This window comes from Streptomyces sp. NPDC059852, assembly GCF_042731455.1.
Taxonomy (GTDB): Bacteria; Actinomycetota; Actinomycetes; order Streptomycetales; family Streptomycetaceae; genus Streptomyces.
On record NZ_JBHWJK010000018.1, the window covers coordinates 1 to 15,055 of the forward strand.

At 71.5% G+C, this 15,055-nt stretch carries 12 protein-coding genes; 7 read left to right on the forward strand and 5 right to left on the reverse strand.

The window, feature by feature from the left end; translation table 11 throughout:
- Window positions 1–43: 43 nt before the first annotated feature.
- A complete protein-coding gene (gene helR / locus ACFV46_RS22415; protein ID WP_385499398.1) occupies window positions 44–2,227 on the reverse strand; it encodes an RNA polymerase recycling motor ATPase HelR in 2,184 nt (727 codons plus the stop codon).
- A gap of 589 nt (window positions 2,228–2,816) precedes the next feature.
- On the opposite strand from helR, the gene ACFV46_RS22420 reads away from it, so the two are divergent.
- From ACFV46_RS22420 to ACFV46_RS22440, 5 genes are all read left to right on the forward strand, one after another.
- Window positions 2,817–4,415: a sensor histidine kinase gene (locus ACFV46_RS22420; protein WP_385499399.1), complete on the forward strand. Its 1,599-nt coding sequence runs from the start codon at window positions 2,817–2,819 to the stop codon at window positions 4,413–4,415.
- Entirely contained in the window at window positions 4,412–4,819 is a 408-nt protein-coding gene (locus ACFV46_RS22425) for a roadblock/LC7 domain-containing protein (RefSeq protein ID WP_062672133.1), read from the forward strand. Before ACFV46_RS22420 ends, ACFV46_RS22425 begins: the two co-directional genes overlap by 4 nt.
- On the forward strand, window positions 4,816–5,217 hold the full coding sequence (locus ACFV46_RS22430; RefSeq protein WP_361930645.1) for a DUF742 domain-containing protein: 402 nt from the start codon (window positions 4,816–4,818) through the stop codon (window positions 5,215–5,217). Before ACFV46_RS22425 ends, ACFV46_RS22430 begins: the two co-directional genes overlap by 4 nt.
- Window positions 5,198–5,818, forward strand: a complete 621-nt coding sequence (locus tag ACFV46_RS22435) for an ATP/GTP-binding protein (protein WP_376728566.1) — start codon at window positions 5,198–5,200, stop codon at window positions 5,816–5,818. Before ACFV46_RS22430 ends, ACFV46_RS22435 begins: the two co-directional genes overlap by 20 nt.
- Before the next feature lie 133 nt (window positions 5,819–5,951).
- Window positions 5,952–7,379 (forward strand): cytochrome P450, encoded by a 1,428-nt coding sequence (locus ACFV46_RS22440; RefSeq protein WP_361930650.1) that lies wholly within the window; start codon window positions 5,952–5,954, stop codon window positions 7,377–7,379.
- A 17-nt stretch (window positions 7,380–7,396) separates the two neighbouring features.
- Here ACFV46_RS22440 and ACFV46_RS22445 read toward each other — a convergent pair whose 3' ends face one another.
- The 4 genes from ACFV46_RS22445 to ACFV46_RS22460 form a co-directional block, all read right to left on the reverse strand.
- Complete coding sequence (locus ACFV46_RS22445; protein WP_385499400.1) at window positions 7,397–8,341, reverse strand: RluA family pseudouridine synthase; 945 nt, start codon at window positions 8,339–8,341, stop codon at window positions 7,397–7,399.
- A 21-nt stretch (window positions 8,342–8,362) separates the two neighbouring features.
- Window positions 8,363–9,301 (reverse strand): pentalenene synthase, encoded by a 939-nt coding sequence (locus ACFV46_RS22450; protein ID WP_385499401.1) that lies wholly within the window; start codon window positions 9,299–9,301, stop codon window positions 8,363–8,365.
- Window positions 9,302–9,942: 641 nt separating this feature from the next.
- Window positions 9,943–10,788, reverse strand: coding sequence for a siderophore-interacting protein (locus ACFV46_RS22455; RefSeq protein ID WP_385499402.1), 846 nt, complete (start codon window positions 10,786–10,788; stop codon window positions 9,943–9,945).
- Window positions 10,789–10,951: 163 nt separating this feature from the next.
- On the reverse strand, window positions 10,952–11,857 hold the full coding sequence (locus ACFV46_RS22460) for a 5'-3' exonuclease (protein ID WP_361930928.1): 906 nt from the start codon (window positions 11,855–11,857) through the stop codon (window positions 10,952–10,954).
- A gap of 208 nt (window positions 11,858–12,065) precedes the next feature.
- Here ACFV46_RS22460 and ACFV46_RS22465 point away from each other — a divergent pair, with 208 nt between their 5' ends.
- Together ACFV46_RS22465 and ACFV46_RS22470 are read left to right on the forward strand one after the other, a co-directional pair.
- Entirely contained in the window at window positions 12,066–13,142 is a 1,077-nt protein-coding gene (locus tag ACFV46_RS22465; protein ID WP_385499403.1) for a glycine betaine/L-proline ABC transporter ATP-binding protein, read from the forward strand.
- Window positions 13,135–14,961 (forward strand): ABC transporter permease/substrate binding protein, encoded by a 1,827-nt coding sequence (locus tag ACFV46_RS22470; RefSeq protein ID WP_385499404.1) that lies wholly within the window; start codon window positions 13,135–13,137, stop codon window positions 14,959–14,961. Before ACFV46_RS22465 ends, ACFV46_RS22470 begins: the two co-directional genes overlap by 8 nt.
- Window positions 14,962–15,055: the final 94 nt, after the last annotated feature.

The window sequence follows — 15,055 nt, forward strand, 5'->3', positions numbered from 1 at the left end:
GGGTCCGGGGAGCGACCTCCGGACCGGCGCGGGCCCCAGGCCGTCACCGCAGGACGACGAGCTGCCGGGTGGCCCGGGTCATCGCCACGTAGTGGTCCACGGCGGCCTGGACGCCCTCGCCGAACCGCTCGGGCCGGACCAGCACGACCAGGTCGAACTCCAGCCCCTTCGTCAGCTCCGGCGGAAGGGACCGCACCCGGTCCGTCGACGGGAAGCCGGGGGCGCCGATGACACAGGCGACCCCGTCGGCGTTCCCGGCCAGCCAGGCGTCCACGACCGCGTCCAGGTCCGCGACCGGGCCGTGGACGACGGGGAGGCCTCCGCTGCGGATGGACGTCGGCACGTTGGCGTCCGGCAGGACGGCCCGGATCACCGGCTCCGCCTCCGCCATGATCTCCCGCGGCGTGCGGTAGTTGACGGTCAGGGAGGCCTCCTCGACCCGGTCCAGACCGACCCGCTCCAGGCGTTCCCGCCAGGACTCGGTGAAGCCGTGCCGAGCCTGGGCGCGGTCACCGACGATGGTGAAGCTCCGGGACGGGCAGCGCTGCAGCAGCATCTGCCACTCGGCGTCGGTGAGTTCCTGCGCCTCGTCGACCACGATGTGCGCGAACGGGCCGGCGAGCAGATCCGGGTCCGGCTCGTCCAGCTCCGCCTCGTCGACCAGGCTCACCTGGGCGTCCTGACCGCGCAGCATCCGCACCAGGCCCTCGCCGTCGTCGCCGTCCGCACCCGAGTCCGCGACGGCGTCGATCAGGTTGTCCACAACCCGTGTCATCCGCTCCCGCTGCGCCGCCAGCGTCCGTGCGTGCCGCCGTCGGCGCCGGGCCGCCTCCGGGTCGCCGAGCCGCTGCCGGGCCGCGTCCAGGAACGGAAGGTCGGACACCGTCCAGGCGTCGGGCCGCTCGCGCTGGAGCAGCCGTACCTCGTCCGGGGTGAGCCAGGGGGCGCACAGCCGCAGATACGCGGGGACCGTCCACAGGTCGCCTACCAGGTCGGCGGCCTCCAGCAGGGGCCACGCCCGGTCGAAGGCCGTACGCAGCTCCCTGTGCCGCTCCAGGGCGCGGCGCAGCATCTGTGCCGGGATCTCGGCGTCGTCGCCGGAGGCGTCCTCCTCGTGCCGGTCGGTCAGGAGGGTGAGCAGTTCCTCCCAGACCTGGTCGCGGGCCTCGTTGTGCGGGGTGCCGGGTTCCGCCGCGTCGAACGCGGCCGCCCAGTCGCCGGGGGTGAGCCGGATCTCTGACCAGGGGGTCGTCACCGTCATGCCCTCGGCGGGTGGTTCCTCGTAGAAGCGCACGGCCTTCTCGATCGCCCGCACCAGGTCCGCGGACGACTTCAGCCGGGCCACCTCCGGGTCCGTCTCGACACCGGCGGTGGCGCCCTCGGCGACGAGGTCGCGCAGCACGCAGGTCTGCACGCCGTCCTCGCCGAGGCTGGGGAGCACGTCGGAGACGTACGCCAGATAGGGCCGGTGCGGGCCGACGAACAGCACTCCGCCCCTGCGGTGCCCGAGGCGTGGGTCGGCGTGCAGGAGGTACGCCGAGCGGTGCAGCGCGACCACGGTCTTGCCGGTGCCCGGCCCGCCGTCGACGACGAGCGCGCCCCGGGACCCGGCGCGGATGATGGCGTCCTGATCGGCCTGGATGGTGCCGAGCACGTCCCGCATCCGGGCCGAGCGGTTCCCGGCGAGGCTCGCGACGAACGCCGACTGGTCGTCGAGCGCGGCGTGCCCCGACAGGCCGTCCGGGGTGAACACCTCGTCCCAGTAGTCGCTGATCCGGCCGCCGGTCCACCGGTAGCGGCGGCGGCTGGCCAGGCCCATCGGGCGGGCGTGGGTGGCGCCGAAGAACGGCTCGGCGGCGGGGGAGCGCCAGTCGACCAGCAGCCTGCGGCCCGTGCTGTCGGTCAGGCCGAGCCGTCCCACGTACACCGGGCGTGGGTCGTCCGCGAAGACCATCCGGCCCAGGCACAGGTCCAGGCCGAAGCGGCGCAGGGTGCGCAGCCGGGCGGTGAGGCGGTGGATCTCGGTGTCCCGGTCCATCGCCTGGCGGCCCAGGCCGCCCTCCGCCCTGCGTTCGGCGGCGAGCCGCTCGGTGAGGTCGGCCGTCGTCTCCTCGAGGCAGCGGGCGATGGCGGCGAAGTGCCGGTCGTCGTCGGAGATCAGGGCGGGGTCGGCCTTGGCCCGTCGACGGTCGTCGAGGGCGAACGCGGTGGTGGGGAGGGGGTGCAAGCGGGGTCTCCGATCAGAGGCCGAGGTGCCGGGAGGGTGTGTTTCCTGGTCGGACCGGAGATTGTGCGCCATCGAGGGGGCCTTGCCGCAAGGCCCCCTGTGCGCTATAAGTTGAGAGTGGCAAGGAGTGCGTGACTCCTTGCCTTTCGTGTTTCCCGCACCTTTCGCGCTCTGGGCGCGTGTTCGGTTCGTCTGGCGCGCCACATCCGCGCGACGTGACATATCCGTCCGGCGGGCCTCACCGGCCCCGTCCGCCTCTCGCCCGCTTCCGTCGTCGAGGAGCGGGGAACCGCCTCTCTCACCCGTCACGGTGAGTCGCGTTCGCACGTCCGTACGCCATGACGTTCCGTGTTCGAATGCATGCCCAGCGTGCAAAAGAGCCGAGAGTACTCCTGTCGCACGGGCGATTTCAGGTGCTTGCTGAATATGACACGGCGATGATCCGGTCGGACTAAGCTCGCCCGCAGCGCACCGAGTTGAGGTGTATTCGTGCGCTTGTTCCCTATAGCTCGGGAAAGTCAGACATACCCATGACGTACCCCCCTGCAAGCCCCCAGTACACCCACCCGATTCATTTCAGAGGGCCCACATGGTGAGCGTTCAATCCCCGCCCCGTCGGCGTGAACTCCCTTACGCGCGCGTGCTTCTGCTGCCGGCCATAGCGATGGCCGCGGCCACCGGAGCCGCCGTCGCCGTCGTGGCGGAACCGGCCCGGACGGCCGTCGGCGTGTGCGGTGTCGTGGCCCTGACGCTCGTACTGGCCTGCGCGGCCGAGGCGGTGCGCCGCGGACGCGCCCTGCGGGACGCGCAGGTCGAGCACGCCCGTCACACCGCGTATCTGGAACGGCGCGTCGCCGCCCACGAGGAGGAGATGGTCCGCCTCGCCACGGAGATCACGCCGGCCGCCATCCACCGGCTGCGGTGCGGCGCCTCGCCGTACGAGGTGATGCGGGACCTGGCGGAGATCGACCCGTCGTACGCGGAACTCCCCCCGGTTCAGGTCGAATTCGTGCGCCAGATGATCGACCTCGTCGACCACGAGGAAGCCCTCCGCGACTCCGCGCAGCGCTCCTTCGTCAGCATCGCCCGCCGCGTCCAGTCCATCGTCCACCAGCAGGCCGTGGAACTGCGGGAGATGGAGGAGGACCACGGGCGCAACCCCGAGGTCTTCGACGACCTCCTGCGCATCGACCACGGCACCATGCTGATCGGCCGCCTCGCCGACTCCATCTCCGTGCTCGGCGGCGGCCGCCCCGGACGCCAGTGGCCCGACCCCGTCCCGCTGTACAGCGTGCTGCGCGGCGCCATGTCGCGCATCCTCGAGTACCGGCGCATCAGCCTCGACTCCATCGCCAAGGTCAACATCGCCGGCATCTCCGTCGAGCCCGTCATCCACGCCGCCGCCGAACTCCTCGACAACGCCACGCGCTACTCGCCGCCGCAGACCAAGGTGCACGTCACCGCCACCGAGGTGCAGACCGGCGTCGCCATCGAGATCGAGGACGCCGGGGTCAGCCTCAGCGAGGAGGCCCGCGCCCGCGTCGAGGGCATGCTCGAACGGGCCAAGCAGGGCACCGACCTCCAGGAGCTCGGGGAATCCCCGCGCCTCGGCCTGGCCGTCGTGGGACGCCTGTGCACGGCGTACAACATGCAGGTCTCGCTGCGGTCCTCGGCCTACGGCGGTGTCCGCGCCGTCCTCGTCGTGCCGCGCGACATGATGACCACCGAGCCGGCTCCCGGTCTCGCCCACGGCATCGGCGCCGGCGCCGCCCCCAAGGCGGAGGGCCCCGACGTGCTCGAAGGCCCCCAGCGCGCGCCCAAGAAGCGCCGCCCCACCAGCCCCAAGATTCCCGCCGCCGTCTCCATGGAGGACGACGTCCCCGTCGTCACGGAGTGGACCGCGAACGGGCTGCCCCAGCGCCGCAGCCGCGTGAAGACCCCGCTCAGCAAGCGGATCGCCGAGCAGGCGGCTATCGAGCAGGCGGAGCGGGAGGGCCGCCCGACGATCTGGTCGACGTCGCGCACGCCCGAGCCCGAGCCCGCCGCGCCGGCGGAGGACGAGCCCGTGCCCGGCGCCTGGGTGGAGGCGTTCTGGAACGGACTCAAGGACAAGCCGGACCCGCTCACACTCCAACCGCGAACCCAACCGGCCCACCCCGAGGCCGATGACGAGGGGGACCTCAAGTGATCCAGCAGCGTGCCAACTTCGACTGGATGCTCAAGGAGCTCTACGACGGCGTACCAGGCATCCAGATGATCGTCGTGCTGTCCGCCGACGGTCTGCGCATCGCCCGCTACGGCGGCGAACCCGACACCGCCGACCGGGTCGCCGCGGCCTGCGCCGGACTGCAGAGCCTGGCCAGCGCGGTCGCCCAGGAGATCCCGAAGAGCGACGGCAAGATGAAGATGGTCCTGATCGAGATCAACGGCGGCTACTTCTATCTGATGGCCGCCGGTGCCAACGCCTATCTCGCGGTCCTCTCCGACACGTTCGCCGAGCCCGGACTGATGAGCAACCGCATGTCCGACCTCGTGGCCCGCATCGGCGCCCATCTCACCAGTCCGCCCCGGAGGAACGGGCAGACCGTATGACGCCTCCGAAACGCCGGCGGCGAGAATCCCGGGAGCACTTACCGCCACCGCCCGCCCCCGCCGGGAAGCAGAAGAACCCTGAACGGCTGTTCGTCGTGGCCGGCCCGGACGGCGGAGAGCGGGACGGGGACCTCGACCTCGTCACGCTGATCGTGGCGCGAGCCGACCCCCCGCCCTCGGCCACACCGGAACAGTCGGCACTGCTCCGGCTGTGTACCGCCCCCCTGTCCGTGGCCGAGCTCTCGGCCTATCTCAACCTGCCGTTCAGCATGATGACGGTCGTCCTCACCGACATGCTCACGGCCGGGCTGGTGACCGCCCGCGCTCCGATCGTGCGCCAGGCCGTCGCTGACCGATCGATCCTCGAAGCGGTGATGCATGGACTTCAAAAGCTCTGACGTCGTCCCTGGTCCACGGACCGAGGACCAGTTGCCGCACACGGCCGAGGCCGCGGTCAAGATCGTGATCGTGGGTGGCTTCGGCGTCGGCAAGACGACCATGGTCGGGTCGGTCAGCGAGATCAAACCGCTGACCACCGAGGAGACCATGACGCAGGCCGGTATCGGCGTCGACGACAACTACGGCTCCGACACCAAGACGGCCACCACCGTCGCCATGGACTTCGGCCGTATCAGCATCACGGAACAGCTCGTGCTGTACCTGTTCGGCACGCCGGGCCAGGAGCGTTTCTGGTTCCTGTGGAACGGGCTGTTCGAAGGCGCGCTGGGCGCGGTCGTCCTGGTCGACACCCGCCGCCTGGAGGTCAGCTTCGACGTCATAGGGCGGCTCGAGGAGCGCGGTGTGCCGTTCGTGGTGGCGGTCAACACCTTCCCGGACGCGCCCCGTCACGCCGTCTCCGAGCTGCGCACGGCCCTCGACCTGGCCGAGGAGATCCCCATCGTCGAGTGCGACGTCCGGCGCCGGGCCTCCAGCCGGGACGTCCTGATGACCCTCATGCACTTCCTGCACGCGCTGGCGACGGCGAAGACGCCTGTGTGAGCCACGCACCGGTCGCGCCGGGCCGCCGGTGCCGACCGGATCCTCCCCCTTACCTCCCGCAACCGGACAACCTCGTTTCGGAGCCCCCATCGTGACGTCTGAATCCCTTTTCCCACCCGGTATGGACGATCCCATGGCCACCCCGCCCCCGGGCTGCCCCGCACACGGCATCGGCCCCGGCGGGCTGCGCCGGCTGTACGGGCCCGACGCGGAGGACCTGGGAGCCGTGTACGAGAAGCTCCGCGCCGAACACGGGCCCGTGGCCCCGGTGCTGCTGCACGACGACGTGCCCGTCTGGGTGGTGCTCGGCCACGCGGAGAACCTGCACATGGTGCGCAGCCCCTCGCAGTTCTGCCGCGACACCCGGCTCTGGTCGGCCCTGCAGGACGGCACGGTCAAACCCGACCACCCGATGATGCCGCACTTCGCCTGGCAGCCCATCTGCGTCCATGCCGAGGGCGACGAGCACCTGCGACTGCGGGGCGCGGTCACCGGCGCCATCTCCACCATCGACCACCGCGGGATCCGCCGGTACATCAACCGTGCCACCCAGCACCTGGTGAACCAGTTCTGCGAGGCCGGGGGCGCCGACCTGGTCAGCCAGTTCGCCGAGCACCTGCCGATGATGGTGATGTGCGAGATCCTCGGCATGCCCGACGAGTACAACGACCGGATCGTGCAGGCCGCCCGTGACATGCCCAAGGGCAGCGAGACGGCCATCGCCAGCAACGCGTACCTGATGGACGTGCTGATGCGGCTGACCGCCCGCCGGCGCGCCGAGCCCGCGGACGACTTCACCAGCCATCTGATCAGCCACCCGGCGCGGCTGACCGACGACGAGGTCAGCCAGCATCTGCGGATCATCCTGGTCGCCGCCTACGAGGCGACCGCCAACCTGATCGCCAACGTGCTGCGGGTGGTGCTCACCGACCCGCGGTTCCGCGCCCAGCTCAAGGGCGGGCAGATGACGGTCCCCGAGGCGGTCGAGCAGTCCCTCTGGGACGAGCCGCCGTTCAGCACGGTCCTTCCGTACGTCGCCAAGCACGACACGGAGCTGGGCGGGGAGCACATCAGCAAGGGCGACGCCCTCATCATGGGGATCGCGCCGGGCAACGTCGATCCCCGGGTCCGGCCCGACCTCTCCGCCCATATGCAGGGCAACCGGTCCCATCTCGCCTTCGGCGGGGGCCCGCACGAGTGCCCGGGGCAGGACATCGGCCGTGCCATCGCCGACGTCGGTGTCGACGCGCTGCTGACCCGGCTGCCGGATGTGCAGCTCGCCTGCCCCGAGGACGAGTTGCGCTGGTGGTCGTCCATCTCGAACCGGCATCTGGTCGAGCTGCCGGTGAAGTTCGCGCCCAAGCCGCAGCAGGACGTGATGGCCCGGCCCGCGCACCCCCTGGCCTCGCCGCGCGTCAGCACCTGGCAGGTCGGCACCCCGGAACGGCAGCCGAGGATCCCCGCGCCCGCCGCCGCGGCACCGGCACCGGCGGCGCCGCCCGAGCCGGCCGCCCGGCCCGGTCTGCTGGGCCGCTTCCTGCGCTGGTGGCGTGGCGAGTGACCTCGCCGGGCACCGGGTCAGCCGGCCGCCCAGTCGTCGTAGGACGACCAGGACTCCAGGGCACGCGAGCTGACGAACCGGTGCCGGCGCCCGGTCATCGGGTCGGTGAACTCCAGCGTCCGCGCGAGCAGTTGGAGCGGGCGCCGGAAGTCGCCGGGCGGGACCGGTCCGGTCACCACCGGGTACAGCGGGTCGCCCAGGATCGGCACCCCCAGGGCGTTCATGTGCACGCGCAGCTGATGGGTCTGGCCGGTGCGGGGGGTGAGGCGGTAGCGGGCGCGTCCGTCCCGGTGCTCCACCAGCTCGATCCGGCTGATCGCGTTGGGCTCGCCCGTCACCTCCCGGGCCGCCAGTACCCCGCGCTCCTTCACGATGCGGCTGCGCACGGTGCGGGGCAGGTCCAGCCCGGGGTCGTACGGGGCCACCGCCTCGTACTCCTTCGCCACCTGCCGGTCGCGGAACAGCGACTGGTAGGCGCCGCGCTCCTCGGGCCGGACCGTGAACAGCACCAGTCCCGCCGTCAGCCGGTCCAGCCGGTGCGCCGGGCTGAGCGCCGGCAGCCCGAGGTCTCGCCGCAGCCGGGCGAGCGCCGTCTCGGCGACATGGCTGCCGCGGGGCGTGGTGGCGAGGAAGTGGGGCTTGTCGGCGATCACCATGTGCTCGTCCCGATGGACGACCTCGATCGGGAAGGGCACCGTCTCCTCGTCGGCGAGTTCGCGGTGGAACCAGACGTACATCCCGGGGGTGTACGGGGTGTCGCGTGTGACCGGGCGTCCGGCGGCGTCCACGATCCGGCCCGCGTCGAGCATGCCGTCGATGACGGCGGCCCCTGCGGCGAGGCGCTCCACGAGATGGTCCCGGACGGTCGCCCAGCCGTCCGCGGCGGGCAGCCGTACGCGCACCGGGTCCACCCCGTGGAGCTGTGGCAGGGGAGAGGGTGGGGGCGGCGTACGGCGTCTCATTGCCGCCCAGCCTACGAGAGGCTAGTGGGACACCGGCGCCAGGTTCGTCGGGTGGAGCTGACCCGACTCGTCCGGGCTCAGGGCGTTGGCCGTGTGGGGGGAGTAACGGCCGTTGCTCCGGCTCCAGTCGTAGCTTCCCCGTATCCACGTGAGCATGGCCGTCGCATAGCGGTGCAGCTTCTCGGACTGGGCTCCGGTGAGCCCGAGCCGGGAGGAGAACAGCGGGATCGTCCGGGCCTGTTCGTGGAGCCGGGCGACCGAGGACTGCACGAGGGCGACGGCCATCGGGATGGCCTCCTGCCGGGAGCAGTCGCGCTGCCGCATCAGGCAGTGCACGAGGTTCGGGTCGCCGCGCGCGTCGTCGTTCTCCAGGGACATGATCTCGTTGATGAGTTTGACGGCGTCGACGGCCGCCCGGCGCATCGCGTCCAGGTGGCTGCTGTGCCAGATGAGCGGCGGGATCTCGAAGTGCCCGAGCCGTTCGGCGAGGTCGAGGGAGGGGATCAGTCCCAGGGTGCGGTGTCCTATCCGCATCCGGGTGGCGAAGTCCTGGGGGACCCAGGTGCGCCGGTCGATCTCCTCGGTCAGATTGCCCACCAGGTAGTCGACCCAGTTGTGCGCGGCGCGCTGCCGCCACTCCGGGGACATGCCGGCCCTGGTGCGGCGCCAGATGTCCGCGAACGCAGCCACCAGGGGCGGCTCGTCGTCGGGGCGCGGTCGGGTGCCCTCGCTGAGGAGTGCGATGAGCTGCTGGCAGACATCGACGGCCTCGTCGGCCTCGCATCCTTCAGGTACGTCGAAGAGGTCGTCGAAGAGGAAGAACCAGCCCATCGTGTCGAAGGCCAGGTCGAGGTCCTCGCCGACGGCGTCCGGGTAGCTGTAGGCGGCCAGGTCCGCCACCGCCGAGAACAGATAGCGGCGCGCGGCCGTATGGCCCACGACGAGTCCACGGCGGCGCATCCACTCCAGATGTCGCTCCCTGGCGGCTGCCAGGCCGGGGTTCAGCCGGGACGGAATGGGTAAGTTTATGGCGACGTTCTGGGGCATGAGCCTCTCCCGGAATCAGGGGTCCGCGGACGAGGTCGGTCCCTCCGCGCGGGCGGCTCGCCACGACGCCCGGGCACCGTCGCGGTACGGAGCCCAAGGCAACCAGGCGGGGTCAGTGCCCTTCACGACGCCCTCCGAGTGGCGGAGTCGACCAAGTCCAGGAACTACGCGCTGTGCTTCCCTACGCTGCTGCCGCGGTGTGGCTGACTCGTGCACGGATGAGGCCTGCGGACGGCACCGGCCGGGTGGGGCATCGTCGATCGCGTGCAGGGTGGTGCCGTCAGTCAAGACCTCCGAGGCGACCGCCGGACGGTGCAGGTGATCGGTGGTCGCCACGCCACGACCGCGGCGTCGGCGACGCGGTCGTGGATCACCTCCACCTTCCTTCGCCACCGTGCGTTTCGTCAACTGTTCAAACTGGTGGAGCTGTTCCCGGGGCTCACGGGAACCCTGCTTCGCACCATGCGACTGTTTCCGGCCGCCGAACAGGGCGTGCGCTCCGGCGCGTGGGACGCGTCCGGCGTCCGATGTGCGCGCTGCCGCCCGCCGTCGGGCTACGCCGCCGGCGTCGCCCCCTCCTGTTCCGCCTCGATCCGGGCGTTCCAGTCCCGCTTCGACGCCTGCCAGCCGTCCTCGTTGTGGCCGAGGCGCCAGTAGCCGGAGATCGACAGGTCCTCGCGCGGGACGCCCCGCTCGACGCGGAGCAGGTGGCGCAGTTCCTTGACGAAGTGGGCCTCGCCGTGGACGAACGCGTGGAGGCGGCCCTCGGGGAAGGTGAGGGAGCGCACGGCGTCGAGCAGGGCCTCGCCGACCGGGCGGGAGCCGCGGTGCAGCCAGACGACCTCGACGTCCGAGTCGATCTTCTGCTCCTCCTCGGGGCCGGCGACCTCCAGGAAGGCGTACGCGGCGGCGCCGTCGGGCAGCGACTCCAGGGAGCGGGCGATGGCGGGCAGGGCGCTCTCGTCGCCGGCGAGCAGATGCCAGTCGGCCTCCGGGTCGGGGGCGTACGCCCCGCCGGGGCCCATGAACCGCACCGTGTCACCGCGCTGGGCGCGCATCGCCCAGGGGCCCGCGAGGCCCTCGTCGCCGTGGATGACGAAGTCCAGCGTCAGCTCACGGTGTTCGGGGTCCCAGGCCCGCACGGTGTATGTCCGGGTGACCGGCCACTGCTCGCGCGGAAGGTCCTCGCGGATGCGCTCCAGGTCGAAGGGCTCGGGGTACGTGACGCCCTCGGGGGAGAAGAGGATCTTGACGTAGTGGTCCGTGCAGGTGTCCGCCGCGAAGTCGGCGAGGCCCTCGCCTCCCAGGACGACGCGCTGCATGTGCGGGGTCAGCCGTTCGGTACGGACGACCTGCGCGGAGCGGATCTTCCGCGGCTTGCGGGCAGGGCGTTCTGCCATGACGGCCTCCCTCTGCTGAGCTTAGGTTTACCTAAGTTAGCACCTCGGTCGCGTCACGTGGGGTTCATGTGCCGCCGCGTTCAACTGCGGACGGCCGGGTGCGGGACGAATGCCCCGTCGCGGCCGTCCCATGCGTCAGGGGCGCCCGCGCCCGTCACCCGGCTCACTCGGCCAGCGTCGTGAGGAGCCGCTGCAGCGAGCCGCCGAGCCCCCAGCGCGCCGCCAGTGCCTCCAACGCCTCCGCGTCGCGCGGGGCGCGCGGCACGGCGACCTCGACGTCCGGCAGCGGGACGTCGGCCGCGACCCGCACCACCGTCGGCGCGACCTCCACATACGGCCGGGACTCGTCCAGCCGCCTGCGCTGCGACGGCGTCAGCTTCGCCTTCGGGTCGTCGACCGCCGCCATGATCCCGGCCAGGTCGCCGAACTCCGCCAGCAGCTTCGCCGCCGTCTTCTCACCGATCCCGGGCACGCCCGGAAGGCCGTCGCTCGGGTCGCCCCGCAGCAGCGCCAGATCCGCGTACCCCCGGCCGTCGACGCCGTACTTCTCGCGCAGCCACGCCTCGTCGGTGACCTGCAAGGTGCCGACGCCCTTCAGCGGGTACAGCACGCGCACGCCGCGCGCGTCGTCCACCAGCTGGTACAGGTCGCGGTCGCCGGTGACGATGTCGACCGGGCCCTTCGCGCGCGCGGTGAACGTGCCGATCACGTCGTCCGCCTCGTACCCCTCGACGCCGACGCGGGCGATGCCGAGCGCGTCCAGGACCGCCTCGATCACCGGCACCTGCGGCGACAGCGTGTCGGGGACCTCCTCCTCGTCGGGGCCCGCCTCGTGCTCCTCGGCGACGCGGTGCGCCTTGTAGGAGGGGATCAGGTCGACCCGCCACTGCGGCCGCCAGTCGGCGTCCATGCAGGCCACCAGCTCGTCCGGGCGATGGTCCTTGACGAGGCGGTCGATGAAGTCGAGGAGGCCCCGCACAGCGTTCACCGGGGTGCCGTCGGGGGCCTTCACGGAGTCCGGGACGCCGAAGTAGGCGCGGAAGTACAGCGAGGCGGTGTCGAGGAGCATCAGTCGTCCGGTCACGCACGCATCATGCCGCACGGCACCGACAGCGGCCCGCGCGTGGGCGTGCGGGCACGCTCCGTGGCGGCCCTGTGGGCTGGGCCACTTGTGCGTTTGTGGTCGCGGAGGCAGGGCAGGGGCGGCCCCGGGGTGCTCCCTGCGCGACTGCTGCGCGGGCCGCTCCGTTCATCTGCCGTCGAGACAAGAGGTACCCGTGTCATCCAGGCTTGAGGCCGACCATCTGTTCAAGGTGTTCGGCAGACGACCGGACGAGGCCGTCGAACGGCTCCGCCAGGGAGCCGACCGCGAGGAGCTGCGCGCCGACGGCACCACCGCCGCCGTGATCGACGCCTCCTTCACGGTCGAACCCGGCCAGATCTTCGTCGTCATGGGCCTGTCCGGCTCCGGCAAGTCCACCTTGCTGCGCATGCTGAACGGCCTGCTGGAGCCGACCGCGGGCCATGTCCGCTTCGACGGGCAGGACCTGACGGCGCTCGGCGACCGCGAGCTGCGCGACGTCCGCGCCCACAAGATCAGCATGGTGTTCCAGCACTTCGCTCTCTTCCCGCACCGCAGCGTCCTGGAGAACGCCGCCTACGGCCTGGCCGTGCAGGGGGTACCCCGCGCCGAGCGGGAGAAACGCGCCGCCGAGGCGCTGGAGCTTTGCGGCCTGGGCGGCTGGGAGAAGTCCTGGCCCGACGAGCTGTCCGGCGGCATGCAGCAGCGCGTGGGCCTCGCCCGCGCGCTGGCCACCGACGCCGACCTGCTCCTCATGGACGAGTCGTTCAGCGCGCTCGACCCGCTGATCCGCCGTGACATGCAGGACCAGCTGCTCCAGCTGCAGAAGACATTGAAGAAGACCATCGTCTTCATCACCCACGACCTCAACGAGGCCATGCGGCTCGGCGACCGCATCGCCGTCATGCGCGACGGCCGCATCGTCCAGACCGGCACCGCCGAGGACATCCTGCTGCGCCCCGCGAACGACTACGTCGCCTCCTTCATCCAGGACGTCGACCGCTCCCGCGTGCTCACCGCGAGCGCGCTCATGGACACCGGCGTCACCGCGGACGCCCCGCTGTGCGCGTGCGAGACCGCGACCCCCGACACGACGTTCGCCGAGCTGTGCGCGATCAGCACCCGGCTGACGCACCGCGTCTCGGTCGTGGACGAGGCCGGCCGGGTCGTCGGCGTCGTACCGCGCCGCCGGCTCCTCGGCTTCCTCGGCGACGAGAGCGCCGATCCCTCGCCCTGCGACAACCCCGAGGGGAAGGTGACCGCCCGTGCCTAGGCTGCGTCTCGGCGACTGGGTCGACTCCGGTGTCGACTGGCTCGTCGCCCACATGGGCTGGCTCTTCGACGCCGTCAAGGCCGTCGTGGAAGGCATGTACGACGGTGTGAACACCGTCCTGACCGCTCCCGAGCCCCTGCTGCTCGCGGGCATCCTCGCCGTGCTGGCGTGGTGGCTGCGCGGCCTCGTCGCGGGCGTCCTCGCCTTCGCCGGGTTCGCGCTGATCGACTCGCTCGACCTGTGGGACCGGGCGATGTCCACGCTGGCCCTGGTGCTGGTCGCGACCGTCATCGCCCTGGTGATCTCGGTCCCGCTGGGCATCTGGGCGGCCCGCTCCCGGACGGTCGGCGCGGTGCTGCGGCCCGTCCTGGACCTGCTCCAGACGATGCCGTCGATGGTGCTGCTCATCCCAGCCATCCTGTTCTTCGGGCTGGGCACCGCCGCCGGTGTCATCGCCACCCTGATCTTCGCGCTGGCCCCCGGCGTCCGCATGACCGAGCTGGGCATCCGGCAGGTCGACGGCGAACTGGTGGAGGCCGCCGAGGCCTTCGGCACCTCACCCCGCGACACCCTGCTGCGCGTGCAGCTGCCGCTGGCCCTGCCCACGATCATGGCGGGCATCAACCAGGTCATCATGCTGAGCCTGTCGATGGTCGTCATCGCCGGCATGGTCGGCACCGGCGGCCTGGGCGGCGCGGTCAACGAGGCCATCGGCCAGCTCGACATCGGCTTCGGCTTCGAGGCGGGCGTCGGCATCGTCGTCCTCGCCATCTACCTGGACCGCATCACCGGCGCGCTCGGCACGCGGATCTCGCCGCTCGGCCGCCGCAGCGCCGCCAAGGCCCGCGCGACCGGCACCCGCACGGCGTGGAACCACCGGCCGCGCCCGGTCGTCGCCGTCGCCGGCGTCGCCGTGCTGGCCCTCGTCGCGGGCGGCATGGGCGTCTTCCGCCCCTCCTCCGGCACCACCGAGGCCTCCGCCACGAACATCGGCGAGGGACAGAAGATCAAGCTCGGCTACATCCCCTGGGACGAGGGCATCGCCTCCACGTTCCTGTGGAAGGAACTGCTGGAACGGCGTGGCTTCGACGTCACGACCACCCAGTACGCCGCCGGTCCCCTGTACACCGGTCTCGCCACGGGGCAGATCGACTTCCAGACCGACTCCTGGCTGCCCGTCACGCACGAGGAGTACTGGAAGAAGTACGGCGACAGGCTCGACGACCTGGGCTCCTGGTACGGCCCGACCTCGCTGGAGCTCTCCGTCCCCTCGTACATGAAGGACGTGAAGTCGCTGGCGGACCTGAAGAACAAGTCCGCCGACTTCAAGGGCAAGATCGTCGGCATCGAGCCGAGCGCCGGGATGATGGGCCTGCTCAAGGACAAGGTCCTCAAGGCGTACGGCCTTGAGGGCTCGTACGACGTCGTGGACGGCTCCACGCCCGCGATGCTCGCCGAGCTGAAGCGTGCGTACGCCAAGAAGGAGCCCATCGTCGTCACGCTCTGGTCGCCGCACTGGGCGTACAGCGACTACGACCTGAGGAAGCTCGAGGACCCCAAGGGCGCCTGGGGCACCGGCGACGAGGTGCACACCCTCTCCCGCAAGGGCTTCGCCGACGACAACCCCGAGGTCGGCGCGTGGCTGAAGGACTTCTCCATGACGGAGAAGCAGCTCACCGGCCTGGAGTCGGAGATCACCAAGGCCGGCAAGGGCAAGGAGCAGGACGCCGTGCGCGCCTGGCTGGACCGCAACCCCGGGCTGGTCGACAAGTGGGCCCCGGTCGCCGGATCGGAGCACAAGAGCCAGGCGGCCGGGTGACCTGACGGACCCGACCGCCGCCCCCCGAGGGGTGGGTCACGCCGTACGTTCTTCCCCTCCGTACGGCGCGCCCACCCCTCGGGGTTCTCCGTCT